Below are 23,255 nucleotides of genomic sequence, written 5' to 3' on the forward strand. Positions count from 1 at the left end.
TTCAGTCTTTCTTCACGGCACCGGCAAAGGCGTCGATGATGGCGCGGATCGGTGCCTGCTTGAGCTTGAGCGCGGCCTGGTTCACCACCAGGCGCGAACTGATGTCCATGATGCGCTCGACTTCAACCAAGTGATTGGCCTTGAGTGTGTTGCCCGTGGACACCAAGTCGACGATGGCGTCGGCCAGGCCCGTGAGGGGCGCCAACTCCATGCTGCCGTAAAGCTTGATCATGTCCACGTGCACGCCCTTGGTGGCAAAAAAGTCGCGCGCAATCGCGGTGTACTTGGTGGCCACTTTCAGGCGCGAGCCTGTGCGCACCGCACGGGCGTAGTCGTAGTCGGCGCGCACTGCCACGCTCATGCGGCATTTGGCGATGTTCAGGTCCAGCGGCTGGTACAAGCCCTGCCCGCCGTGTTCGATCAGCGTGTCCAAGCCCGTCACGCCCAGATCGGCGCCTCCGTATTCCACATAAGTGGGCACATCGCTGGCGCGCACCAGCACCACTCGCACGTTCGGCTGGTTGGTGGGCAGGATCAACTTGCGAGATTTCTCGGGGTCCTCGAGCACCTCGATGCCTGCGGCCAGCAGCAAGGGTAAAGTTTCGTCAAAGATGCGTCCTTTGGACAGGGCCAGCGTGATCATTTCACCCTTTCGATGTCGGCGCCGAGTGCGCGCAATTTGGCTTCCATGCGGTCATAACCGCGGTCCAAGTGGTAAATGCGTTCGACGGTGGTTTCGCCATCGGCCACCAAACCGGCAATCACCAAACTGGCCGAAGCCCGCAAATCGGTGGCCATCACCGTGGCCCCCGAGAGCTTGGGCACGCCCTCAATCACAGACACCTTGCCGTCGATCTGGACGTGCGCGCCCAACCGAACGAGTTCGTTGACGTGCATGAAACGGTTTTCAAAAATCGTCTCCGTCACCTTGCTCGCGCCCTGCGCGATGCAGTTGAGCGCCATGAACTGGGCCTGCATGTCGGTCGGAAAGCCTGGGTATTCGGTGGTGCGAAAGCTCTGGGCTTTCAGGCGACCGTCGGCCTTGACGCGGATGAAGTCCACACCCGCTTCGATGGTGGCACCGGCATCGCGCAGCTTTTCGATCACGACTTCCAGATGGTCGGCGCGGCCGTGGCGCAACACCACATCGCCGCCCGTGGCAGCCACAGCGCACAAAAAGGTGCCCGCTTCGATGCGGTCGGCCACCACCTGGTGATGACAACCGTGTAAGCGGTCCACACCCTGAATGCGGATGCGGCGAGTGCCGTGACCCTCGATCTGCGCGCCCATTTGGATGAGCATCTCGGCCAAATCGGGGATTTCAGGCTCTTGCGCGGCGTTTTCGAGCACCGTCTCACCTTCGGCCAAGGCGGCGGCCATCAAGAAGTTTTCGGTGCCTGTGACGGTGACCATGTCGGTGGTGATGCGCGCGCCTTTGAGGCGGGTGCGGCCAGCGGGCAAACTGGCCAGCATGTAACCGTGGTCCACCGTGATCTGCGCTCCCATGGCTTGCAGACCCTTGATGTGCTGGTCCACAGGACGCGAGCCGATGGCGCAGCCACCGGGCAAGGACACCTTGGCGTGGCCAAATCGGGCCAACAAGGGCCCCAGCGCCAGCACCGAGGCGCGCATGGTTTTCACCAACTCATAGGGCGCTTCAGGGTTGTTCAAAGCCCTCGCGTCCAGCGTGACGCGACCGTCTTCGTGGTGCTCGGCCGTCACGCCCATGTTGCGGATCAGCTTGAGCATGGTCGAGACGTCTTGCAGGCGCGGCACATTGGCCAGCGTGACGGGCTCGGCGCTCAGCAATGCGGCGCACAGCTCGGGCAGGGCGGCGTTTTTGGCCCCCGACACCTCGAGCGTGCCTTGCAGGCGGTGGCCGCCGCGAATTTTCAATTTATCCATGGATCAGGTCGGTGCGTTGCGGCCCGGGGGCCTTCGGTTCATTTTGCCTGCGCAGCCCATTCGGCGGGCGTGTAGGTTTTCATCGACAAGGCGTGCACCTCGTCGGTGTGCATTTTTTGGCCCAGCGTGGCGTACACCCGTTGGTGCCGCGCAATGGGGCGCATGCCATCAAAGGCGTCGGACACGACCACGGCGCTCCAGTGGCGGCCATCGCCCTCCACCGTGAGGTGGGTGCACGCCAGGCCTGCGGCGATGATGGCTTGAAGTTGCTCAGCGTTCATGGGGGTATTAGCTTCGGATTTTGTAGCCGATGCGCAAAAGGTGAAGGGTCAGACCACTGATGGCCGCCAAGGCAGTGCCGACCACGGCCAAACTGAGCCAGGGGGACACATCACTTTGGCCAAAAAAGCCGTATCGGAAACCATCGATCATGTAGAAAAACGGGTTCAGGTGGCTGAGTTTTTGCCAAAACGGCGGCAAGGAGTGGATGGAATAGAACACACCCGACAAAAAGGTCATGGGCATGATGATGAAATTTTGAAACGCGGCCATTTGGTCGAATTTTTCAGCCCAGAGCCCGGCAATCACGCCCAAGGACCCCATCATGGCCGCGCCCATGATGGCAAAGGCCAAAATCCACAACGGGTTCACAAAAGTGATGTTGACCATCCAGCCTGTGATGACGAACACCCCCAGACCCACCGCCAAACCCCGCACGATCGACGAACCCACATAGGCCACAAACCAGCTGCGGTGCGACAAAGGGGTGAGGAGCAAAAACACCAAGCTGCCCATGATCTTGCTTTGCACCAGGCTCGACGAGCTGTTGGCAAACGCGTTTTGCAGCACGCCCATCATCATCAGGCCCGGCAGCAAAAACGAGGTGTAGGCCACCTGGTCGTACACCTTCACATGGTCTTCGAGCACATGGCCAAAAATGAGCATGTACAGCACCGACGTCAGCACGGGCGCCGCCACCGTCTGGAAAGCCACCTTCCAAAAACGCAGCACCTCTTTGTACAACAGGGTTTGCCAGCCGGTCATGCCAGGGCTCCCGAGGCGGTTTGTTTGCGGTTCATGACTTCCAGGAACACATCTTCCAGATCGGCCTGGCGAATCTCCACATCTTCCACAACCAAGCCCGCCGTGCGCAGGGTGGCCAGATGGTTTTCGATCTCGACCGCGTTGTGCACCGGCAGCTGCACGATGCGGCCGGTGACGCGGGCGATGGCCGCCACGCCAGGCGGCAAGTCGCCGTCGAGCTTGAAGCGCAGCACCTGGCTGGTGGCCGAGCGCAGCAAGTCGGATGTGCGCTCCAGCGCCAGCAACTGCCCGCGCTTGAGCATGGCGATGCGCCCGCACAGGGCTTCGGCTTCTTCGAGGTAATGGGTGGTGAGCAAGACGGTGTGGCCTTGCTTGTTGAGTTTGGCGATGAACTGCCACAGGGTCTGGCGCAGCTCCACATCCACCCCGGCCGTGGGCTCGTCGAGCACGATCACACGCGGCTTGTGCACCAAGGCTTGCGCCACCAGCACGCGGCGCTTCATGCCGCCCGAGAGTTGGCGCATGTTGGCGCCCGCCTTGTCGCTCAGGCCCAGGCTGTCCAGCAATTCATCGATCCAAGCGTCGTTGTGCTTGACGCCAAAATAGCCCGACTGGATGCGCAGTGACTCACGCACCGTGAAAAAAGGGTCAAACACCAGCTCTTGCGGCACCACGCCCAGCAGGCGGCGGGCAGCGGCGTAATCGGTCTGCACATCGTGGCCATGCACCAGCACGCGCCCTGTGGTGGGGCGACTCAGGCCGGCCAGGGTGCTGATCAGGGTGGTTTTGCCCGCGCCATTGGGGCCAAGCAGGCCGAAAAACTCGCCCTCCTCCACATCGAAGCTGATCTGGTCGAGCGCTTTGAACGCGGCTGCGCCCGCCTGTTTGGCCGGGTAGATCTTGGAGACGGATTGGAATGAGAGCGCTGGCATGGGAGAAGGCTATTTTAAGTGCTGGCCTGCAGTCACCGGGGACGAGCCTGCAGATCGGCCCCAAAAGCGTTGGCAACCGCTCACTCAGTCGGGCTGGAGCAGGTCCATCACCCCATACAAACTGGCCAGTTCACGCAAGCGCGGCGTCATGCCCACCACCCGCAAAGCACTGCCTTTGGCAGTCACCGCCCGGCGCAAGCCCAACAAAACGGCCAGCACCGAAGAGTCGAACTCGGCCAAGGCCGAGGCGTCCAGCGCCACCTCAGGCGGCCAGGCTTGCGGCGATTGGGACCATTGCGACGCCCATTGCGCCAGACAAGCATCGGCTTGGTCGTGCAGCAAGGTGGCGGGCAGTTTCAAGGGGGTCATGTCACACCGGATCAAGAGGCTTTGGCGTTGGACTTGTTGCGTGCGGCCAAGCTGGCGATCAACGCATCAATGCCACCGGCATTGATCTCTTTGGTGAACTGCGTGCGGTAGTTTTCGATCAACCAGACGCCCAGGACATTCAGATCAAAGATCATCCAGCCAGCGCCTTCGCCCGGGGTTTTTTCCAATCGGTAGTCGAGTTGGATCGGGTCACCTTTACCGCGCACCTCGGTGTTGACCACCAGATTTTTGTCTTCTTGGCCGGCACGCAGAGGCTTGACCACCACCACCTGATCGCTGACCTGACTGAGCGCACCCGAGTAGGTGCGGACCAGCAAAATCTTGAACTCTTCCTGCAGGCGTTTTTGTTGATCAGGCGTGGCTCTGCGCCAGGCAGGGCCGGTGGCCAGAGCGGTCATGCGACGGAAATTCACATGTGGCATCAACTTGACATCCACCAACTGGATGATCTTGTTGACCTCGCCGTTGCGCAAGGACTTGTCGGCCTTGATGATGTCCAGGGTCTCGGTGGTGATGCGTTTGATGAAAGCATCAGGGGCTTCGTCTGCAGCCCAAGCAGGTCCCATGTTGGACAACAAAGCGACGGCAGAGGCCATCACCAGCAGATGGCGGCGCGACAAAAGCAAGGAAATCATCTTTTTCATGGGTGCACTATACGGTCAGCAGCCTGGGCTCTTGTGAACAACTGTAACAAGGCACAGGGCCGCTTTCATGGCCTTGACTCAGGGTTTTCCAGATTCGGTGTAGTCAAAATTGGCTGGGGGATTGCCGTCATGCACGTCGTTCTCACGCTTTTGCAAATAAGCATCCCGCACGAACGAATAGGGGTCCAGCGCGGCAGCCTTGATGACATCCAACGTCTGCAGCAAACCAGCGCGAACATCCAGCACGCGGGTCACGGACAACACATTCCGGGTGGCGGAGTCGTTGAATTGCTGAACCGCATCCCCCTTCATGTCCAAAGGCGTGGCCAAAGTGTCCCGCAAGGTGGAGGGTCCAAAAATGGGCAGCACCAAGTAAGGTCCGGGCTGGACACCCCAATAGCCCAAGGTCTGACCCAAGTCTTCCTTGCGCTTTTCAAGTCTCATCTCGGTAGCCACATCCAGGACACCGCCCAAACCCAAAAATGTGTTCACGGTGATGCGCATGAAGGTTTCAGCCGTGGCCTGTCCTTTCAACTGCAAGGCGCTGTTGGCCATGGACCAGACGTCGCCGATGTTGCCCAGGAAATTGTGAATCCCTGTGCGAACCGGGCTGGGCAGCACCGTGACATAAGCCTTGGCTGCGGGCTGGATCGCCATGACGTCCAGCGCATCGTTGAATTGGTAAACACTGCGGTTCATGGTTTCCCATGGATCGCGTGGATCAGGATTTTTGACAGTGGCACAACCTTGCAATATGAGCAAGACGCAGCCCACCAGCATCAGGCTGATGCGTCGGGTCGAGAAATTCATGGCTCTTGACTTTCTGCCGCAGGTTTTTCTGCCTGGCTGTAAAGGAATTGGCTGATCAGGTTTTCCAAAATCACCGCCGACTGGGTCGATCCGATCTTGTCGCCTGCCACCAGATTTTTCTCTTCCGCACCTGGCGACATGTCCAGGTACTGCTCACCCAGCAAACCGCTGGTGAGGATTTTCAGGGAACTGTCTTGGGGAAAACCATGCTCGGACTGCAAGGCCAGCGTGACTTTGGCCTGAAAGGATTCGCCGTCGAACTCGATTTTCTTGACCCGTCCGACCACCACCCCGGCACTCTTGACGGCCGCACCGGGCTTGAGCCCCCCGATGTTGTCGAACTTGGCCGTGACCTCGTAATCCTTGCTGAAACTCCAAGTCAGCAGGTTGGCCGCCTTGAGCGCCAAAAAGAGCACGGCGACAGCACCGAGCAGCACAAACAAACCCACCCACACATCATTTTTTGAACGTTGCATGCCGTCCTCCTCAAATGCTGAACATCATCGCGGTCAGGATGAAGTCCAGTCCCAACACCGACAAAGAAGAAACCACCACGCTGCGGGTGGTGGCGCTGGCCACACCTTCAGGCGTGGGCTTGGCCACATAGCCTTGCAGCAAGGCGATGAAGGTCACGGCCACGCCAAACACCACGCTTTTGATGATGCCGTTGCCCACGTCCTTGAACACATCCACGCCGCCTTGCATCTGACTCCAGAACGACCCCGCGTCCACGCCAATCAACAAAACACCCACCACATAGCCACCCACAATCCCCACCGCGCTGAACACGGCCGCGAGCAAGGGCAAAGCGATGATGCCGCCCCAAAAACGCGGCGCCAAAATGCGCTGCACCGGGTCGACCGCCATCATTTCCAAAGCGGTCAGCTGCTCGCCCGCCCGCATGAGACCGATCTCGGCCGTGAGCGATGCACCGGCACGGCCTGCAAACAACAAAGCGGCCACCACCGGGCCCAACTCACGCACCAAACTGAGGGCCACGAGCAAACCCAATGCCTCGGCAGAGCCATAACGCTGCAAGGTGTAGTAGCCCTGCAGACCCAGCACAAAGCCCACAAACAAGCCCGACACGGTGATGATGGCCAGGGAATAGTTGCCCAGGAAATGCACCTGGTCGCGCACCAAGCCAAAACGCTTGAGCGCCGCACCCGACATGCCCAGCAACTTGAAAAACAAACGCGCGGCAAAGCCCCAATCGGCCATCAGTTGGCGGGTGGATGCGCCCAAAGCGCCCAGCATGGCGGTGATCATGCCGACCTCCGGCCATAGTCTTGCGCGGCCGTGGGCGCCGGGTAATGGAACGGCACGGGACCATCGCTGAGCGCATGCACAAACTGGTGGATCAGCGGGTCGGTGCTGGCCCGCAGCTCCGCTGGTGTCCCCTGAGCTGCCACGCCGCCATTGGCCAGAATGACCACATGGTCGGCGATTTCAAAAGTTTCGTTGACATCGTGCGACACCACCACGCTGGTGATGCCCAGGCTGTCGTTCAAGCGGCGGATCAGCCGCGCCGCCGTACCCAGCGAGATCGGGTCCAGACCGGCAAAGGGCTCGTCGTACATGATCAAGTCGGGGTCGAGGGCAATGGCGCGGGCCAAGGCCACGCGCCGGCTCATGCCACCAGAAATCTCGGAAGGCCTCATGTCCCTCGCACCGCGCAAGCCCACCGCATCGAGCTTCATCAGCACGATGTCGCGGATCAGGTCTTCGGACAAGTGGGTGTGTTCGCGCAAGGGAAAGGCCACGTTGTCGAACACACTCATGTCGGTGAACAACGCACCGAACTGGAACAGCATGCCCATGCGACGTCGTGCCGCATACAACTCGGGTTGGCGCATGGGGGTGATGTCCTCGCCATCGAACAAGAGCTGCCCATGGCTGGCCCGGATTTGCCCACCAATGAGGCGCAGCACCGTGGTCTTGCCGCCCCCCGATACGCCCATCAAGGCCGTGACTTGTCCTCGCGGCACATTGAAGCTCAGATGCTTCAAGATGACACGGTCGCCGTACCCGAAAGTCAGGTCGCGCAGTTCAACAAGTGGCGGTGGTGTGGATGTGGCGTTCATGAAAGACAAGAGCCGGATGGATCCGGCTCTTGTGGTGCTAACTCACCCGGATCGGCGCTGTGCCGTCCTTCGGGTTTAAGGGATTTTACCTACAACCGGACCCGCTCAGCGTGGCAGATCGCTTTTCCCCATCAAGAATTCGTCCACGGCGCGGGCTGCTTGACGGCCTTCGCGGATGGCCCACACCACCAAGGACTGACCCCGGCGCATGTCGCCTGCGGCAAAGACCTTGGCCACGTTGGTGGCATAGCCCCCCGTGAAGTCGGTGCTGGCCTTGGCGTTGCCACGGGCGTCCTTGTCAATGCCAAAGGCGTCGAGCACCGTGGCGACCGGGTTGGTGAAGCCCATGGCCAGCAAGACCATGTCGGCTTTGTATGCCTTCTCGGTGCCGGGCACTTCAACCATCTTGCCGTCTTTGAACTCGACGTGCACGGTTTTCAGACCGGTGACTTTGCCCTTTTCGCCCATGAACTCCTTGGTGGAGATGGCGAACTCGCGCTGGAGCAGACCTTTTTCGGCGCTTTCGTCGTGGCTGGAGCTGGTGCGCAGCTTCATGGGCCAGTAGGGCCAGATCATCGCCTTGTTTTCTTTTTCGGGCGGCTCGGGCATCACCTCGAATTGGGTCACGCTCACGGCGCCATGGCGTGTGCTGGTGCCCACGCAGTCGCTGCCGGTGTCGCCGCCACCGATCACGATGACGTTTTTGCCGTCAGCGCGCAGCTGGCCTTTGAGCTTGTCGCCCGCGTTGACCTTGTTTTGCTGGGGCAGGAATTCCATCGCGAAATGGATGCCGTCGAGGTCACGGCCTGGCACAGGCAGGTCACGCGACTGCTCGGAGCCGCCTGTGAGCAGCACCGCGTCAAAGTCTTTTTGGAGCTGCTCGGCGCTGATGGTTTCCTTGGCCCAGTTGGTGACCTTGGAGTCCTTGGGCCATTCACCCACCAGCACGCTGGTGCGGATCTTCACGCCTTCGGCTTCGAGCTGCTGCACGCGCCGGTCAATGTGCGTCTTTTCCATCTTGAAGTCGGGGATGCCGTAACGCAGCAAGCCACCCACGCGGTCGTTCTTTTCGAACAAGGTCACATCGTGGCCGGCGCGTGCCAGCTGCTGTGCGGCAGCCAGGCCAGCGGGGCCCGCGCCAATCACAGCCACGGTCTTGCCGGTCTTGACTTTGGCAGGGCGGGGCGTGACCCAGCCTTCGGCCCAAGCGCGGTCGATGATGGCGTGCTCGATCGACTTGATGCCGACGGCGTCGTCGTTGAAGTTGACCACGCAAGCGGCCTCGCACGGTGCGGGGCAGATGCGGCCGGTGAACTCGGGGAAGTTGTTGGTGCTGTGCAGCACCTCGATCGCGTTCTTCCAGTCGCCTTCAAACACCAGATTGTTGAAATCGGGAATGATGTTGTTGACCGGGCAGCCGTTGTTGCAAAACGGCGTGCCGCAGTCCATGCAACGCGCTGCTTGTGTTTTCGACTGCTCGGGCGTCAGTCCGATCACGAACTCGTTGTAGTTCTTCAAGCGCTCGACCACCGGCTTGTAGCCTTCTTCGATGCGCTCGAATTCCATGAAACCTGTGATTTTTCCCATGATGTTTCCTTAGATTCTTGACGTGGGGCTCAGGCGGCAACGGGCTGAGCAGCTTTGGCCGCCTTGCGTGCGTTGATCTCGCCCAGAGCGCGCTTGTATTCGTTGGGGAACACCTTCACGAATTTGGCGCGGGCGGTGGCCCAGTTGTCCAGCAACTCACGGGCACGCTGGCTGCCAGTCCATTTGTGGTGGTCTTCCAGCAGTTTCTTCAGCTGCGCTTCGTCGGCCTGATCGCGGTGCCAAACCTTGCGGTCCACTTGCGCTTCCTGCTCGGCCACAGTCAGTACTTTTTCCATGCTGACCATGGCGGTGTTGCAGCGTGAAGCGAATTCACCGTCTTCGTCGTACACATAAGCGATGCCGCCGCTCATGCCGGCGCCGAAGTTGCGGCCGGTCTTGCCCAAGACCGCGACAGTGCCGCCGGTCATGTATTCGCAGCCGTGGTCGCCTGTGCCCTCAACCACCGCTGTGGCCCCGGACAGACGCACGGCAAAACGCTCACCGGCCACGCCCGCAAAGAAGGCTTCACCTGTGGTCGCGCCGTACATGACGGTGTTGCCCACGATGATGTTTTGCGAGGCCACGCCACGGAACTCCAAGCTCGGGCGCACCACGACGCGGCCACCGGACAAGCCTTTGCCGGTGTAGTCGTTGGCTTCGCCGATCAGGTACAGCGTGATGCCCTTGGCCAAGAATGCACCGAAGGACTGGCCGCCTGTGCCTTCCAGTTGGATGCGCAAGGTGTCGTCAGGCAAGCCTTCGGGATGCACCTTGGTCACGGCACCGGACAACATGGCACCGACCGAGCGGTTCACGTTGCGCGCGACTTCCATGAACTGAACTTTTTCGCCCTTGTCGATGGCGGCGCGGCTCTTGGCGATCAGCACATTGTCCAGGGCCTTTTCAAGGCCATGGTCTTGTGTGTCCACATGGCGCACGGCCACGGTGGAGGCCACTTGCGGCACGGCCAGCAGGCGGCCAAAATCCAGACCCTTGGCCTTCCAGTGTTCCACACCGCTCTTCATGTCGAGCAGATCGGCGCGGCCCACCAGATCGTCAAACTTGGCGATGCCCAACTGGGCCATGATCTGGCGCACTTCTTCGGCGATGAAGAAGAAGTAGTTCACGACGTGCTCGGGCTTGCCGGTGAATTTGGCGCGCAGGACCGGGTCTTGTGTGGCCACGCCCACGGGGCAGGTGTTGAGGTGGCACTTGCGCATCATGATGCAGCCCTCGACCACCAGCGGTGCGGTGGCGAAGCCGAATTCGTCAGCACCCAACAAAGCGCCAATCGCCACGTCGCGTCCGGTCTTCATCTGACCGTCGGCCTGCACGCGGATGCGACCGCGCAAACCGTTCAGCACCAGGGTCTGCTGGGTCTCGGCCAGACCGATTTCCCAAGGCGAGCCCGCGTGCTTGACGGACGACCAAGGCGATGCGCCCGTGCCGCCGTCGTGTCCCGCGATCACCACATGGTCGGCCTTGCACTTGGCAACGCCTGCTGCAATCGTACCGACGCCGATTTCGGACACCAACTTGACGCTGATGTCACTGTGCGGCGCCACATTCTTCAGGTCGTGGATCAGCTGGGCCAAGTCCTCGATCGAGTAGATGTCGTGGTGAGGCGGTGGCGAGATCAAACCGACGCCTGGCACCGAGTGGCGCAGCTTGCCGATGTAGTCGGACACTTTGCCGCCGGGCAACTGACCGCCTTCACCGGGCTTGGCACCCTGGGCCATCTTGATCTGGATCTGGTCTGCGCTCGACAGGTATTCGGCTGTGACACCAAAACGGCCAGACGCGACTTGCTTGATGCGTGAGCGCAGCGAGTCACCGGCTTGCAAAGGCAAATCGACTTCGACGTTTTCTTCGCCGATCACACTTTTGAGCGAATCGCCCAGCTTGATCGGGATGCCCTTGAGTTCGTTGCGGTAACGGGCCGAATCTTCGCCGCCTTCGCCGGTGTTGCTCTTGCCGCCAATGCGGTTCATGGCCACGGCCAAGGTGGCGTGTGCCTCGGTGGATATCGAGCCCAGCGACATCGCACCCGTGGCGAATCGCTTGACGATGTCGGCCGCCGGCTCGACCTGCTCGAGCGGGATGGCTTTGGACGGATCGATCTTGAACTCGAACAGGCCGCGCAGCGTCATGTGGCGCTTGCTCTGGTCGTTGATGATCTGTGCGTATTCTTTGTAGGTGCTGAAGTTGTTGGCACGGGTGGAATGCTGCAATTTGGCAATCGCATCAGGCGTCCACATGTGCTCTTCGCCACGGGCGCGCCAGGCGTACTCGCCGCCGGCGTCCAGCATGGTGGCCAAGATCGGGTCATCGCCAAAGGCGGCGGTGTGCATGCGGAAGGCTTCTTCGGCGATCTCGAACACGCCGATGCCGCCCACTCGGCTGGAGGTGCCGGTGAAGTACTTGTTGATGGTCTCGCTGTTGATGCCGATGGCCTCGAACAACTGCGCACCGCAATACGACATGTAGGTGGACACGCCCATCTTGGACATGATCTTGGACAGGCCCTTGCCAATCGCCTTGACGTAGTTGTAGATGGCTTTCTCGGCCGACAAATCGCCCGGCAACTCTTTGTGCAGCGCCGCCAAGGTCTCCATGGCCAAGTAGGGATGGACGGCTTCTGCGCCGTAACCGGCCAGCACCGCGAAGTGGTGCACTTCGCGGGCGGTGCCGGTTTCGACCACCAGACCGGCTGTGGTGCGAAGGCCTTCGGTCACCAGATGCTGGTGGATGGCCGACAGCGCCAGCAATGCCGGCACAGCCACCTGGGTGGCGTTCACGCCTCGGTCGCTGATGATCAGGATGTTGTGGCCGCCCTTGATGGCGTCCACCGCTTCGGCGCACAGCGAGGCCAATTTGGCTTCCACGCCTTCACGGCCCCACAGGGCGGGGTAGGTGATGTCCAAGGTGGCACTCTTGAACTTGCCCTTGGTGGCGCTGTCGATGTTGCGCAGCTTGGCCATGTCGGCGAAATCCAAGATGGGCTGGCTGACTTCCAAGCGCATCGGGGGGTTGACCTGGTTGATGTCCAGCAGGTTCGGCTTGGGGCCAATGAAGGACACCAGCGACATCACGATCGCTTCGCGGATCGGGTCGATCGGTGGGTTGGTCACTTGCGCGAACAACTGCTTGAAGTAGTTGTAAAGCGGCTTGTTCTTGTCGGACAGCACGGCCAGTGGGCTGTCGTTGCCCATGGAGCCGATGGCTTCCTCACCGGCCGAGGCCATGGGGGCCAGCAAGAACTTGATGTCCTCCTGGGTGGTACCAAAGGCTTGTTGCAGATCGAGCAAAGGCACATCGGCGGCAGCGGCTTGCACCGGGGCCTCGGCCACGTCGTCGAGCTTGATGCGCAGGTTTTCGATCCACTGCTTGTAGGGCTTGGCGCTGGCCAAACCGGCCTTCAACTCTTCGTCGTTGATCATGCGGCCTTGTTCCAGATCGATCAGGAACATCTTGCCGGGCTGCAGACGCCACTTGCGCACGATCTTGCTTTCGGGGATCGGCAGCACGCCGGTTTCCGAACCCATGATGACCATGTCATCGTCGGTGATGATGTAGCGCGAAGGGCGCAGGCCGTTGCGGTCCAGCGTGGCACCAATCTGGCGGCCATCGGTGAACACGATGGATGCCGGGCCATCCCAAGGCTCGAGCATCGCCGCGTGGTATTCATAGAAAGCCTTGCGGCGTTCGTCCATGGTGGTGTGCTGCTCCCAAGGCTCGGGGATCATCATCATCACGGCTTGGCTGATGGGGTAGCCCGCCATGGTCAACAACTCGAGGCAGTTGTCAAAGGTGGCGGTGTCGGACTGGCCCGCAAAGCTGATGGGGTAGAGCTTTTGCAGGTCGGCAGCCAGCACGGGCGAGGACATCACGCCTTCGCGGGCCTTCATCCAGTTGTAGTTGCCCTTGACGGTGTTGATCTCGCCGTTGTGCGCCACATAGCGGTAAGGGTGGGCCAATGGCCACTCGGGGAAGGTGTTGGTGGAAAAGCGCTGGTGCACCAAGCCCAGAGCAGAGACGCAGCGCTCGTCCTGCAAGTCCAGGTAATAGGTGCCCACTTGGTCGGCCAGCAGCAAGCCCTTGTAGACCGCGGTGCGGCTGGACATGCTGGGGATGTAGTACTCGTTGCTGTGCGTCAAGCGCAGGTTCTGGATGGCGGCGCTGGCGGTCTTGCGGATCACGTACAGCTTGCGCTCCAGCGCGTCTTGCACGATCACATCGGCACCCCGGCCAATGAAGAGCTGGCGCATGACCGGCTCTTTTTCTCGCACGGTGGGCGACATGGGCATGTCGCGGTTCACCGGCACATCACGCCAGCCCAGCACCACCTGGCCTTCGGCCTTGACGGCGCGTTCCAGCTCTTGCTCACAAGCCATACGCGATGCGTGCTCCTTGGGCAAGAACACCATGCCCACGCCGTATTCGCCAAACGGTGGCAAGGCCACACCTTGCTTGGCCATCTCGTCGCGGTACAGGGCATCGGGCAACTGGATCAGGATACCGGCGCCGTCGCCCATCAACGCGTCCGCACCCACCGCACCCCGGTGGTCCAAGTTTTCCAAGATCTTGAGCGCCTGCGTCACGATGGCGTGTGTCTTATGGCCTTTGATGTGGGCCACAAAGCCGACACCGCACGCATCGTGCTCGTTGGCGGGGTCATACAAACCGGTCGATTGAAAATGTTCTTTTGCACTGGCCGAAGTCATGGGCGTTCCTAAGGGTTTTTACGCAGAGCGAGGAGTGTAGTGCACAGCAGCATCCATGCCAATCTTTTTAATTGGGGTCAGATCCCGATTAATTTAACCTTTGAACTGACTTTGATTTAATTGGGGACAGATTCAACCGACTGTCTTTTTGGAAGGTCGCCCGGCCCTGCCAGGCACCAGGCGCCGGTGGGTGGCTTGCTGCAAGGCCCCCACGAAATCGGCCGACCCCAGCGCCCAGCCCGACAAGGCGCTTTGGGTGAGTTGGTCCTTTTCGCGCTGCGCCAGACCCGTCTGCACCAGCTCGGCATAGGCGGCCTCACGGGCAAACGGGGTGTTGCCCAAGCCCCAAAACAGGGCATGCGGCGTCACCCATTTGTCGCTCAACTGCCCAATACAGTGCCTGTGACTGGACCATTTGAAATCGGCAGCTTGCGCCACCATGCCCGCCCTCACCGGGTTCAGGTCGATGTAGGCCATGCAAGCCAAAAGATAGCGCTCACTCTCGATAAGGTTGCTGCGGTAGCGCCCTTCCCACAGTGTGCCGGTGCGCTGGTGCCGCAAATTGAAGTAGCGCACATAGGCCCGTCCCACGGCTTGCATCATCTGCGGCAGGCCCTCGTCGGTTTCGGGCGTGAGCAGCAAATGAAAATGGTTGTCCATGACCACGTAAGCATGGATGGCCACCTTGAAAGTTTGCGCATGCTCTTGCCACAGCGACAACAAGCGTTCGCGGTCGGCATCGTCGCGCACGATGGCCTGGCGGTCGTTGCCGCGTTGGATGACGTGGTGCGGGTAAGCGGCAAGGGTGAGGCGGGGCTGGCGGGCCATGGTCAAAATCCCAGAGAGAAGACCGACAGTTTAATTGGGATCTGACCCCAATTAAATCCAAGCGCCCGCGCGACAGCCGGGTGATCCCCGCGCCATTAAGCTTGAGCCATGCACAAGACAACTCTTCGCATGGGCGCAGGTGCAGGTTATGCCGGTGACCGCATTGCGCCCGCCGTGGGATTGGCGGAAAAGGGCCAACTGGACTATTTGGTGTTCGAGTGCCTGGCCGAGCGCACGATTGCCTTGGCGCAACTGGAGCGATCCAAAGATCCGGCCGCCGGCTTTGACCCGATGCTGGTGGCCCGCATGCGCGCCGTTCTGCCCACCTGCCTTAGCCACGGCACCCGCATCCTCAGCAACATGGGTGCGGCCCATCCGCTGCAGGCTGGGCACGCGGTGCTGTCCGTGGCCCGCGAGTTGGGTTTGCACCATGTCAAAGTGGCGGTGGTGCTCGGTGACGATGTGCTTGCCACCCTCACCCAAAACGGCTTGGGCCTGCCCATACTGGAGAGCACTCAAACGCTGGCCGATCTGCAGCCCCAGCTGATTTCGGCCAACGCCTATTTGGGGGCCGAAGCCTTGCTGCCCGCGCTGCAAACCGACGCCCAAGTCATCATCACCGGCCGAGTGGCCGACCCGGCGCTGTTTTTAGCCCCCTTGATGCACCACTTTGGCTGGGCCGCTGACGACTGGGTGCGGCTGGGCAAAGGGGTGCTGGTCGGACATTTGCTGGAATGCGCGGGGCAGATCACGGGCGGTTACTTTGCCGATCCGGGTTTCAAAGATGTGCCCAATCTGGCCCGGTTGGGCTTTCCTTTGGCCGAAGTCTTCGCCACGGGTGATGCGGTCATCACCAAAGTGGCGGGCTCTGGCGGTTGCGTGACGGTGCCCACCTGCACCGAGCAGCTGCTGTATGAAATAGAGAACCCAGCACGCTACCTGCAGCCCGATGTGGTGGCCGATTTTTCTCAGGTGCAGCTGACGCAGCTGGGCCCAGACCGGGTGCAAGTCACAGGTGGCAACGGCCATGCGCGCACCGACACGCTCAAGGTCACGCTGGGCTACCGCGACGGCTTCATTGGCGAAGGCCAAATCAGCTACGCCGGGCCGGGTGCGCAGGCGCGGGGCCAATTGGCGTTGGACTTGGTGCAACAACGGCTGGCCGATGCCGGCTATGGCGAGTTCGAGGGCCGTTACGACCTGATCGGCGTGAACGCGATCTTCGGGGCCTCCAGCCAAGCACCGTCAGAGCACGCCGAAGTGCGCGCCCGCGTGGCCCTTCGCGTGCCCACCCAACAACACGCCCAGCATGTGGCGCACGAAGTCGAAGCGCTGTACACCAACGGCCCGGCCGGCGGCGGCGGTGCCACACGCGCAGTGCGCGAAGTGATTGCCGCTGCCGCCGTGCTCATGCCGCGCAGTGCCGTGCACACCACCACCGTGCTGCTCAACGCAGAAGGAGACTGACATGCTGCTTCGCGACATCGCCCACACCCGCACCGGTGACAAAGGCAACCGGTCCACCTTGTCGGTCATCGCCTACAACAAAAAAGACTTTGCCCTGCTGGAACAACACCTGAGCGCCGAACGCGTGCAAGCCCACTTTGCAGGCACCGTGCACGGCCCGGTAGAACGCTACGCGCTGCCTCAACTGGGCGCGCTCAACTTTGTCATGCACAACGCGCTGGGCGGCGGCGTCACCCGTTCGCTGGCCTTGGACGCCCACGGGAAATGCCTGAGTGCGCACCTGCTGTCATTTGTGATGGAATGATTTTTTTACCCACTGGAGACCCCATGAAACGTTTGCGCATCGCCTCTTTGTTGTCTGCCGCTTTGGGCCTCGGTCTTGTGGCCTCCCAGGCCCTTGCACAGGCCTACCCCAACAAACCCATCAAGGCCGTGGTGCCCTTTGCCGCTGGCAGCGCCACCGACCAAATTGGCCGCGCTTTTGCACAAAAAATGTCTGAAGTTCTGGGCCAGCCCGTGGTGGTGGACAACCGCGCCGGCGTCAACGGCATGCTCGGCGCCGACGCAGTGGCCAAATCGGCCCCGGACGGCTACACCATCCTGATCGGCACCAACAGCACCAACGCGGCGCTCAAGAGCCTGATGAAAAAGCTGCCCTATGACCAGGACACCGCCTTTGCACCTGTGGCCTACATGGGCTCGGTGCCGCTGATCGTGGCCGTGAACAACGACGTGCCCGCCAAAACGCTCAAAGAGTTTGTGGACCTGACCAAATCCAAGCCCACACAAATCACCTTTGCCAGCGCCAGCACTTCGCAATTGGTGTCGAGCGAAATGCTCTCCAGCATGGCCGGCATCCAGATGACCAACGTGCCCTACAAAAGCGGCCCCGCGGCCATGACCGACCTGATTGGCGGCCAGGTGAACATGTTCACCGCCGACTTTGCTGTGATGCTGCCTCAGGTCAAGGCCGGGAAAATTCGTGGCCTGGCCGTCACCTCAACCCAGCGCTCCAAAGCCATCCCCGAGCTGCCCACCGTGAACGAAGCTCTGGGCCTGAAAGACTATGAACTGATCGCCTACTTTGCGGTCTTTGCCCCGGCTGGCACACCCGCCGACATCGTCAGCAAACTCAACGCCGCTGTGAACGCCGCGGCCACCGACAAGACCATCCTGGAGCGCTTCTCCGCCTTGGGCTTTGAAACTGCTCCCGCTTCGCCCGAGGCTCTGGCACAGCGCTCCAAAGCCGAAACCGCCAAATGGGCCAAGGCCATTCGCGACGCGAAGATTGAGCCGCAATAAGGCGTTTGGTGTCTGCTGAGCGCCAGGTCAGACCGATTCTGATCTGGCGACCAGCGGGTACCGACTGCCCATCAGCGCCTCCACCCCAAACTCCTGCAGCAGCGCCAGCAGGCGCTCCCCGGAGGCGCGTTTCTTCTGGCCGGTGCACTTGGCCAGGATCAGCTCGTTTTTCATGGAATGCTCCCAGCCCACCAGCTCGGTGACCGTCACCTGGTAGCCTTGTGCTTCCAGGTACAGGCAGCGCAGCACGTTGGTGAGCTGGCTGCCCACTTCGCGGGTGTGCAAGGGGTGACGCCACAGCTCAGCCAAAGGCGTGCGCTGCAAATTCAGCGCCTTGTTCTGGTTGAGCGCCCGGGCCAATTCGGCTTGGCAGCAAGGCACCAACACCATGTATTGGGCTTTCTTTTGCAGGCCGAAGGCGATGGCGTCATCGGTGGCGGTGTCGCAGGCGTGCAAGGCCGTCACCACGTCGATCTGCGCAGGCAACTCATCACTTTGCGTCGATTCGGCCACGCTCACGTTCAAAAAGCGCATGCGCTCAAAACCCAGTTTTTGGGCCAGCGCTTGGGACGATTCCACCAGCTCGCTGCGTGTCTCGATGCCATAGATCGTGCCTTGGCCCAGCGCCTTGAAAAACAGGTCGTAAATGATGAAACCCAGATACGACTTGCCTGCGCCGTGGTCGGCCAGCGTGGGGCCGGTTTCGCTGACGGGCAACTCTTTGAGCAGTTTTTCGATGAACTGGAACAGGTGGTAGACCTGCTTGAGCTTGCGGCGAGAGTCTTGGTTGAGTTTGCCTTCGCGGGTCAGGATGTGCAGCTGCTTGAGCAACTCAATAGACTGGCCGGGGCGCACTTCGGGCGGCAGCTGCGATGCGGCGTTGTCGGTGGCCGTGCGCTTTTTCATGGGGTTGGACCCACATCCAGCTTTTTCCAGCCTTCAACGCCCAGCTTGTCCATGGTCTCTATGTTGGTCTCGTAAATCATTTCGGCCTCTGGAAAAGCCTCCACCGCCCGGTCGATGCTCTCCTCGCGCAGCAGGTGCAGCGTGGGGTAAGGCGAGCGGTTGGTGAAATTGCCGATGTCGTCCGGCTCGGTGTCGGCAAACTGAAACTGCGGGTGAAAACTCGCGACCTGGAACACGCCTTCCATGTCGAGTTCTTGCAGCACGGCATCGGCTTCGTCGAGAAAGTCGTTGAACTCCAGAAAATCCTGCAGCATCTGCGGCACGATCAAGAGCACGGTCTCGCGCTCTTCCGCGCTCATGCCCGCCAGCGCCTGCAGCTGCTCAATCAGCTCATCGCGCAAGCCTTCGAGGCCCTTGGCCTCGCTCAGCACGTAATGGATCTGGCCCTTGACATGCGGGGCTTTGGCAAAGGGGCACAGGTTCAGGCCGATCACGGCGCGTTCGAGCCAACGCACGGTATCGGCAATTTCGGGGGTGTTCATATCGGTCATGGGCGAGATTGTGCCTGCGAGGTCAAGCGTCCGGCCATCCAAGCCAGCACCGCCCCCACTGCACAACAACCCACCGTGATCAGCGGCGTGAGTTGCCAGCCCCCCGCACGCGCGGCCACAGCCGCCACCACGGGTGGGCCCACAAACTGGCCCAGGGCAGACAGCTGCTGGACCCAGCCGACGGTGGTGGTCACTTGTGCTTCACCCGGGGCCAGACGCACCGCCAGACTGAACAGCGTGCCCGGCACCAAGCCGCCCATGCCCGAAAACAGCAGCACCCCAGCAAAGCGCAGCCAGGGCAGGGTGTCGGTGAAGGGTGCAAAGGCCAAGGTGCTGCCCAGCGCCATGGCGCCAAAGCCCAGCCACAGCGTGGCGCGGGGTGCCCAGCCGCGCTGCAGCAAGCGGCCCGACGCCAGGTTGCCCAACACGTTGACCGCCGCCGCCAAAGCCGTGAGCACCCCCAGCAGCACACCGCTCACGCCAGCGGCGGTGTAAATGGATGGCAAAAAACCCACCACGGCCAACCACTGGCCCGAATACATGCCAAAGGTCAGTGCCACCAGCCAAGGTCCGGGGGCGCTCAGGGTGCGGCGCAGGCGCTGGCCGGCTGCTGGCCCAGTTGCGCCAGCGTAGGCACTCGGGTCGTCGGGCACACTGCGCCACAACCACGCGGCCATGCCCAGCGACAGGGCGGCAAACACCGCCCACCAAGCGCTCCAGCCCCAGGCCGGGATGAACAGTGGCCCGACCAGCAAAGCCAATGCCGTGCCCGTGGGCATGTACGCGCCCCACACGCCCAGCATGCCGGGCAGCTGAGCGGGCAGCACCAAGCGGCGGATCAAGGCCGGTGCAGGCAGGGCCACCAGCAAAAAACCCAGGCCTTCGACGGCCCGCAGCGCCAGCAAGGTGGTGACGGATGTGGCGAATGCGCCCAAGCCACTGGCCAGCGCCAGCAGACACAGGCCGCGCACCATGCTGCGCTTCAGGCCCAGGCCATCGGCCAGCAGTCCCATGAACACCGCCAGGCTCATGCCGGCAAGTTGCACCATGGACAAGAGGAAACCGGACTGCACCAGCGTCAGACCCAGCTCGGCCTGCAGCACGGGCAAGGCGGGCGGCAGTTTGCCCACCTGCAAGGCCGCCACGCCGCCAGCGAGAACGACCAGCCAAGCGGCGCGATGGGCAGTCACAACAACTTGTGCCCTGTCAGGCGTTCGTGTTCGCGCAGAGCGAAGCGGTCGGTCATGCCGGCGATGTAGTCGGCCACCGAGCGGTGCAGGTCCGCGTTGGTGGCGAAGTCGGCGGACATCTCAGTGGGCTGGGCCACATAAGCGGCAAACAACTCGCGCACCACCTGCTGCGCTTGACCGGTGGTGTGCATGACCTGCGGGTGGCGGTAGAGCTGCGCGAACAAAAATCTTTTGAGTTCGCTGCTGCGCGCCTTCATCCCGGCGCTGAAAGCCACCAGCGGGCCGGCCAGGCGGGCTTGCTCCAGCGTGCACACGCCCGCATCGGCCACGGCCTGGCGGGTGGTGTCGATCACGTCATACACCTGGTCGCTGAGCATGCGGCGTATGGTTTCGTACAGAACACGGCGCGGTTTTTCAGTCAAGCGCGGGTGCTCGGCCAGTGTCTGCTGGTGGTAGTGCGCAAACAACTCCACCTGCAGCAGTTGCTCGATGCTGATCAGTCCCGAGCGCACACCATCGTCGATGTCGTGCGCGTTGTAGGCAATGGCGTCGGCCAGGTTGCACAACTGGGCCTCCAGGCTGGGTTGGGTGCGGTCGATGAAGCGCCGCCCTACCCCACCGGGCTCGGTCTGCTCCAGATGCTCGGCATTCGTGCGGGAGCAATGTTTGAGCACGCCCTCGCGGGTTTCAAAGCTCAGGTTCAGGCCGTCAAACGCGGGGTAGCGCTCTTCGAGTTGGTCGACCACGCGCAGGCTTTGCAGGTTGTGCTCAAAGCCGCCGTGCTCGGCCATGCATTCGTTGAGCGTGTCTTGGCCTGCGTGTCCGAAAGGGGTATGGCCCAAATCGTGCGCCAGCGCCACGGCTTCAACCAAGTCTTCATTGAGCCCCAACGCCCGGGCAATGGAGCGGCCCAGTTGCGCGACTTCGAGCGAATGGGTCAGCCGCGTGCGAAACAGATCGCCTTCGTGGTTCAGGAACACCTGGGTCTTGTAGACCAGCCGCCGAAAGGCGGTGGAGTGCACGATGCGGTCTCGGTCCCGCTGAAACGCGTTGCGTGTGGGCGCTGGCGCCTCAGGATGCCGCCGGCCACGGCTTTGGGCTGGATCACTGGCCAGATGGGACAGACTGCCCTGATCCTTCGCACACAAAGCCGCTTCGAGGTGTGAATCAAGGCGCATCGGCGTCAAGCGCAGCAGGCCTCGATCACCTCGCGCACCATCGCGTCGGGCGCGCCGCAGACCGTCGCCTTGCCGGGGCCGTCGATCACCACAAACTGGATGTCGCCGCCAATGGCTTTTTTATCGAGGCGCATGTGTTCGATGTAATGGCCCGCGTTGTCGAGCGCGTCAATGACCGGGCCGCGCACCGGCAGGCCCGCACGCGCGATCAAGGCCCGCACGCGCGCCACAAAAGCGGCGTCCACCTTGCCCAAGCGCAGGGACAGTTCTGCCGCCATGACCATGCCGCAGCCCACGGCCTCGCCGTGCAGCCAGACGCCAAAGCCCAGGCCCGCCTCGATGGCGTGGCCAAAGGTGTGGCCGAAATTCAAGATGGCACGCAGACCCGCCTCACGCTCGTCCTGGCCCACGACCCAGGCCTTGATCTCGCAGCTGCGTTGCACGGCATGGGCCAGCGCGGCTGGCTCTTGCGCCATGAGCGCATCGATGTTGGCCTCGATCCAGTCCAAAAAGGCCATGTCGGCAATCGGCCCGTATTTGATGACCTCGGCCAGGCCCGCGCTCAGCTCGCGGGGGGGCAAAGTGGCCAAGGTGTCCAGATCGCAGACCACGCGCACCGGCTGGTAAAACGCACCGATCATGTTTTTGCCCAACGGGTGGTTGATGGCGGTTTTGCCGCCCACCGACGAGTCGACCTGCGAGAGCAAGGTGGTCGGCACCTGCACAAAGGGCACGCCGCGCATGTAACTGGCGGCGGCAAAGCCGGTCATGTCGCCCACCACACCGCCACCCAAGGCAAAAAGCACCGTCTTGCGGTCACAGCCTTGGCCTAGGAGCGCGTCAAAAATCAGGTTGAGGGTTGGCCAGTCCTTGTGCGCTTCGCCATCGGGCAAGACGACGGTGTGCACCTGTTTGTAATGGGGCGCAATGGCGCTGCGCAAAGCGGCCTCGTACAGCGGGGCAATCGTGTCGTTGGTCACGATCATGGCCGTTTGCGCCTTGGGCAGACCAGCCCAAGTGCCCGGGTGGCTGAGCAGGCCCTGGCCAATCTGGATGTTGTAACTGCGGTCGTCCAGAGAAATGGCGACCGTTTGGAGGGGAGATATGGACTCGGACATAGCCCCCAAGTGTAGGGGCACTGGGGGCATCTGAGCGTTTCAGGGCTTGTGTGCGGGCAGGTGGCCGGCCAGTTCCAGCTGCATGATGATCATGTTGACCAAGGTGGCCACCGAGGGGCGGCCGGTTTCAATGACAAAGTGGGCCGCGTCCCGGTACAGCGGGTCTCGCGCATCGAACAGAGCCCGCAAGCGGCTCAGGGGGTCGTCCACCTGCAGCAAAGGACGTGCCGTGTCATGGCGCACACGGCGAAACACGTCTTCGGGAGTCGAGCGCAGGTAGATCACATGACCGCGTTCGTGCAAATGACGGCGATTGGTTTCGCGCAAGACCGCCCCGCCGCCTGTGGCGATCACCCCCTCATGGGTTTGGGTCAACTCATCGAGCACCTGTTGTTCCACGTCGCGAAAACTGTCTTCTCCTTCGCGTGCAAAAAACTCCCGGATCGAGCAGCCCAACTGGTGCTCGATCACATGGTCAGAATCGACAAAAGGCAACCCCAAGCGGCGGGCCAATTGCCTGCCAATGGTGGTTTTGCCCGAGCCCGGTAGGCCCACGAAGATGATGCTCAAGAAGGTCTCACACTGGAAAATGGGG

Annotated in this window: 23 protein-coding genes; 3 read left to right on the forward strand and 20 right to left on the reverse strand. The window is 61.7% G+C overall.

What is annotated here, in order from left to right; translation table 11 throughout:
• Position 1: 1 nt before the first annotated feature.
• From hisG to LHAB_RS02025, 14 genes are all read right to left on the reverse strand, one after another.
• The gene (gene hisG, locus LHAB_RS01960; protein ID WP_090043686.1) at positions 2-643 is read right to left on the reverse strand and encodes an ATP phosphoribosyltransferase; all 642 of its coding nucleotides are present in this window, start codon (positions 641-643) and stop codon (positions 2-4) included.
• Positions 640-1,905 (reverse strand): UDP-N-acetylglucosamine 1-carboxyvinyltransferase, encoded by a 1,266-nt coding sequence (murA, locus tag LHAB_RS01965; RefSeq protein ID WP_090043687.1) that lies wholly within the window; start codon positions 1,903-1,905, stop codon positions 640-642. Before murA ends, hisG begins: the two co-directional genes overlap by 4 nt.
• Before the next feature lie 38 nt (positions 1,906-1,943).
• Positions 1,944-2,186: a BolA family protein gene (locus tag LHAB_RS01970; protein WP_090043688.1), complete on the reverse strand. Its 243-nt coding sequence runs from the start codon at positions 2,184-2,186 to the stop codon at positions 1,944-1,946.
• A gap of 7 nt (positions 2,187-2,193) precedes the next feature.
• On the reverse strand, positions 2,194-2,949 hold the full coding sequence (locus LHAB_RS01975; RefSeq protein ID WP_090043689.1) for an ABC transporter permease: 756 nt from the start codon (positions 2,947-2,949) through the stop codon (positions 2,194-2,196).
• Positions 2,946-3,881 carry an ABC transporter ATP-binding protein gene (locus LHAB_RS01980; protein WP_090043690.1) on the reverse strand — a complete coding sequence of 312 codons (936 nt, stop codon included), beginning with the start codon at positions 3,879-3,881 and terminating at the stop codon, positions 2,946-2,948. The genes LHAB_RS01975 and LHAB_RS01980 overlap by 4 nt, the downstream gene beginning before the upstream one ends.
• Positions 3,882-3,965: 84 nt before the next feature.
• The gene (locus LHAB_RS01985) at positions 3,966-4,250 is read right to left on the reverse strand and encodes an STAS domain-containing protein (protein ID WP_090043691.1); all 285 of its coding nucleotides are present in this window, start codon (positions 4,248-4,250) and stop codon (positions 3,966-3,968) included.
• An 11-nt stretch (positions 4,251-4,261) separates the two neighbouring features.
• Entirely contained in the window at positions 4,262-4,915 is a 654-nt protein-coding gene (locus tag LHAB_RS01990; protein ID WP_194943049.1) for an MlaC/ttg2D family ABC transporter substrate-binding protein, read from the reverse strand.
• 78 nt (positions 4,916-4,993) lie between these two features.
• Complete coding sequence (locus LHAB_RS01995) at positions 4,994-5,725, reverse strand: MlaA family lipoprotein (protein ID WP_090043692.1); 732 nt, start codon at positions 5,723-5,725, stop codon at positions 4,994-4,996.
• On the reverse strand, positions 5,722-6,201 hold the full coding sequence (gene mlaD, locus LHAB_RS02000; RefSeq protein WP_090043693.1) for an outer membrane lipid asymmetry maintenance protein MlaD: 480 nt from the start codon (positions 6,199-6,201) through the stop codon (positions 5,722-5,724). The genes LHAB_RS01995 and mlaD overlap by 4 nt, the downstream gene beginning before the upstream one ends.
• A 10-nt stretch (positions 6,202-6,211) precedes the next feature.
• Positions 6,212-6,994: a lipid asymmetry maintenance ABC transporter permease subunit MlaE gene (mlaE, locus tag LHAB_RS02005; RefSeq protein WP_090043694.1), complete on the reverse strand. Its 783-nt coding sequence runs from the start codon at positions 6,992-6,994 to the stop codon at positions 6,212-6,214.
• Positions 6,991-7,809 (reverse strand): ABC transporter ATP-binding protein, encoded by an 819-nt coding sequence (locus tag LHAB_RS02010; protein ID WP_090043695.1) that lies wholly within the window; start codon positions 7,807-7,809, stop codon positions 6,991-6,993. Before LHAB_RS02010 ends, mlaE begins: the two co-directional genes overlap by 4 nt.
• Positions 7,810-7,914: 105 nt before the next feature.
• On the reverse strand, positions 7,915-9,396 hold the full coding sequence (locus LHAB_RS02015) for a glutamate synthase subunit beta (protein WP_090043696.1): 1,482 nt from the start codon (positions 9,394-9,396) through the stop codon (positions 7,915-7,917).
• A gap of 29 nt (positions 9,397-9,425) precedes the next feature.
• A complete protein-coding gene (locus LHAB_RS02020) occupies positions 9,426-14,120 on the reverse strand; it encodes a glutamate synthase-related protein (RefSeq protein ID WP_090043697.1) in 4,695 nt (1,564 codons plus the stop codon).
• A gap of 132 nt (positions 14,121-14,252) precedes the next feature.
• Positions 14,253-14,948, reverse strand: a complete 696-nt coding sequence (locus tag LHAB_RS02025) for a transposase (protein ID WP_090043698.1) — start codon at positions 14,946-14,948, stop codon at positions 14,253-14,255.
• A 108-nt stretch (positions 14,949-15,056) separates the two neighbouring features.
• Here LHAB_RS02025 and LHAB_RS02030 point away from each other — a divergent pair, with 108 nt between their 5' ends.
• The 3 genes from LHAB_RS02030 to LHAB_RS02040 are packed head-to-tail and all read left to right on the forward strand — an operon-like array spanning position 15,057 to position 17,717.
• Positions 15,057-16,415: an acyclic terpene utilization AtuA family protein gene (locus LHAB_RS02030; protein WP_090043699.1), complete on the forward strand. Its 1,359-nt coding sequence runs from the start codon at positions 15,057-15,059 to the stop codon at positions 16,413-16,415.
• A gap of 1 nt (position 16,416) precedes the next feature.
• Positions 16,417-16,719: an AtuA-related protein gene (locus tag LHAB_RS02035; protein ID WP_090043700.1), complete on the forward strand. Its 303-nt coding sequence runs from the start codon at positions 16,417-16,419 to the stop codon at positions 16,717-16,719.
• Between the two features lie 23 nt (positions 16,720-16,742).
• Complete coding sequence (locus tag LHAB_RS02040; RefSeq protein ID WP_090043701.1) at positions 16,743-17,717, forward strand: Bug family tripartite tricarboxylate transporter substrate binding protein; 975 nt, start codon at positions 16,743-16,745, stop codon at positions 17,715-17,717.
• 27 nt (positions 17,718-17,744) lie between these two features.
• Here the strand turns inward: LHAB_RS02040 and LHAB_RS02045 are convergent, their stop codons facing one another.
• From LHAB_RS02045 to LHAB_RS02070, 6 genes are read right to left on the reverse strand one after another with little or no spacing between them, the layout of a single operon-like run.
• A complete protein-coding gene (locus LHAB_RS02045) occupies positions 17,745-18,623 on the reverse strand; it encodes a class I SAM-dependent methyltransferase (protein WP_090043702.1) in 879 nt (292 codons plus the stop codon).
• Positions 18,620-19,174, reverse strand: coding sequence for a DUF1415 domain-containing protein (locus tag LHAB_RS02050; RefSeq protein ID WP_090043703.1), 555 nt, complete (start codon positions 19,172-19,174; stop codon positions 18,620-18,622). The genes LHAB_RS02045 and LHAB_RS02050 overlap by 4 nt, the downstream gene beginning before the upstream one ends.
• Positions 19,171-20,364 (reverse strand): MFS transporter, encoded by a 1,194-nt coding sequence (locus tag LHAB_RS02055; RefSeq protein ID WP_090043704.1) that lies wholly within the window; start codon positions 20,362-20,364, stop codon positions 19,171-19,173. Before LHAB_RS02055 ends, LHAB_RS02050 begins: the two co-directional genes overlap by 4 nt.
• Positions 20,361-21,542 carry a deoxyguanosinetriphosphate triphosphohydrolase gene (locus LHAB_RS02060; RefSeq protein ID WP_090043705.1) on the reverse strand — a complete coding sequence of 394 codons (1,182 nt, stop codon included), beginning with the start codon at positions 21,540-21,542 and terminating at the stop codon, positions 20,361-20,363. Before LHAB_RS02060 ends, LHAB_RS02055 begins: the two co-directional genes overlap by 4 nt.
• 5 nt (positions 21,543-21,547) lie before the next feature.
• Entirely contained in the window at positions 21,548-22,660 is a 1,113-nt protein-coding gene (gene aroB, locus LHAB_RS02065) for a 3-dehydroquinate synthase (protein WP_090043706.1), read from the reverse strand.
• A 39-nt stretch (positions 22,661-22,699) separates the two neighbouring features.
• The gene (locus tag LHAB_RS02070; protein ID WP_090043707.1) at positions 22,700-23,230 is read right to left on the reverse strand and encodes a shikimate kinase; all 531 of its coding nucleotides are present in this window, start codon (positions 23,228-23,230) and stop codon (positions 22,700-22,702) included.
• Between the last annotated feature and the right edge of the window lie 25 nt (positions 23,231-23,255).

This window comes from Limnohabitans sp. 2KL-27 (assembly GCF_001269345.1).
Classification (GTDB): domain Bacteria; phylum Pseudomonadota; class Gammaproteobacteria; order Burkholderiales; family Burkholderiaceae_C; genus Limnohabitans_A.

Excerpts from the sequence above, each read along its gene's own strand:
- hisG (WP_090043686.1), bottom strand. The coding sequence starts at position 643 with ATGATCACGCTGGCCCTGTCCAAAGGACGCATCTTTGACGAAACTTTA.
- LHAB_RS01980 (WP_090043690.1), bottom strand. The coding sequence starts at position 3,881 with ATGCCAGCGCTCTCATTCCAATCCGTCTCCAAGATCTACCCGGCCAAA.
- LHAB_RS01985 (WP_090043691.1), bottom strand. The coding sequence starts at position 4,250 with ATGACCCCCTTGAAACTGCCCGCCACCTTGCTGCACGACCAAGCCGAT.
- LHAB_RS02010 (WP_090043695.1), bottom strand. The coding sequence starts at position 7,809 with ATGAACGCCACATCCACACCACCGCCACTTGTTGAACTGCGCGACCTG.
- LHAB_RS01990 (WP_194943049.1), bottom strand. The coding sequence starts at position 4,915 with ATGAAAAAGATGATTTCCTTGCTTTTGTCGCGCCGCCATCTGCTGGTG.
- LHAB_RS02045 (WP_090043702.1), bottom strand. The coding sequence starts at position 18,623 with ATGAAAAAGCGCACGGCCACCGACAACGCCGCATCGCAGCTGCCGCCC.
- LHAB_RS02050 (WP_090043703.1), bottom strand. The coding sequence starts at position 19,174 with ATGACCGATATGAACACCCCCGAAATTGCCGATACCGTGCGTTGGCTC.
- LHAB_RS01975 (WP_090043689.1), bottom strand. The coding sequence starts at position 2,949 with ATGACCGGCTGGCAAACCCTGTTGTACAAAGAGGTGCTGCGTTTTTGG.
- LHAB_RS01995 (WP_090043692.1), bottom strand. The coding sequence starts at position 5,725 with ATGAATTTCTCGACCCGACGCATCAGCCTGATGCTGGTGGGCTGCGTC.
- LHAB_RS02060 (WP_090043705.1), bottom strand. The coding sequence starts at position 21,542 with ATGCGCCTTGATTCACACCTCGAAGCGGCTTTGTGTGCGAAGGATCAG.
- mlaD (WP_090043693.1), bottom strand. The coding sequence starts at position 6,201 with ATGCAACGTTCAAAAAATGATGTGTGGGTGGGTTTGTTTGTGCTGCTC.
- LHAB_RS01970 (WP_090043688.1), bottom strand. The coding sequence starts at position 2,186 with ATGAACGCTGAGCAACTTCAAGCCATCATCGCCGCAGGCCTGGCGTGC.
- LHAB_RS02040 (WP_090043701.1), top strand. The coding sequence starts at position 16,743 with ATGAAACGTTTGCGCATCGCCTCTTTGTTGTCTGCCGCTTTGGGCCTC.
- murA (WP_090043687.1), bottom strand. The coding sequence starts at position 1,905 with ATGGATAAATTGAAAATTCGCGGCGGCCACCGCCTGCAAGGCACGCTC.
- LHAB_RS02015 (WP_090043696.1), bottom strand. The coding sequence starts at position 9,396 with ATGGGAAAAATCACAGGTTTCATGGAATTCGAGCGCATCGAAGAAGGC.
- mlaE (WP_090043694.1), bottom strand. The coding sequence starts at position 6,994 with ATGATCACCGCCATGCTGGGCGCTTTGGGCGCATCCACCCGCCAACTG.
- LHAB_RS02020 (WP_090043697.1), bottom strand. The coding sequence starts at position 14,120 with ATGACTTCGGCCAGTGCAAAAGAACATTTTCAATCGACCGGTTTGTAT.
- aroB (WP_090043706.1), bottom strand. The coding sequence starts at position 22,660 with ATGTCCGAGTCCATATCTCCCCTCCAAACGGTCGCCATTTCTCTGGAC.
- LHAB_RS02025 (WP_090043698.1), bottom strand. The coding sequence starts at position 14,948 with ATGGCCCGCCAGCCCCGCCTCACCCTTGCCGCTTACCCGCACCACGTC.
- LHAB_RS02030 (WP_090043699.1), top strand. The coding sequence starts at position 15,057 with ATGCACAAGACAACTCTTCGCATGGGCGCAGGTGCAGGTTATGCCGGT.
- LHAB_RS02035 (WP_090043700.1), top strand. The coding sequence starts at position 16,417 with ATGCTGCTTCGCGACATCGCCCACACCCGCACCGGTGACAAAGGCAAC.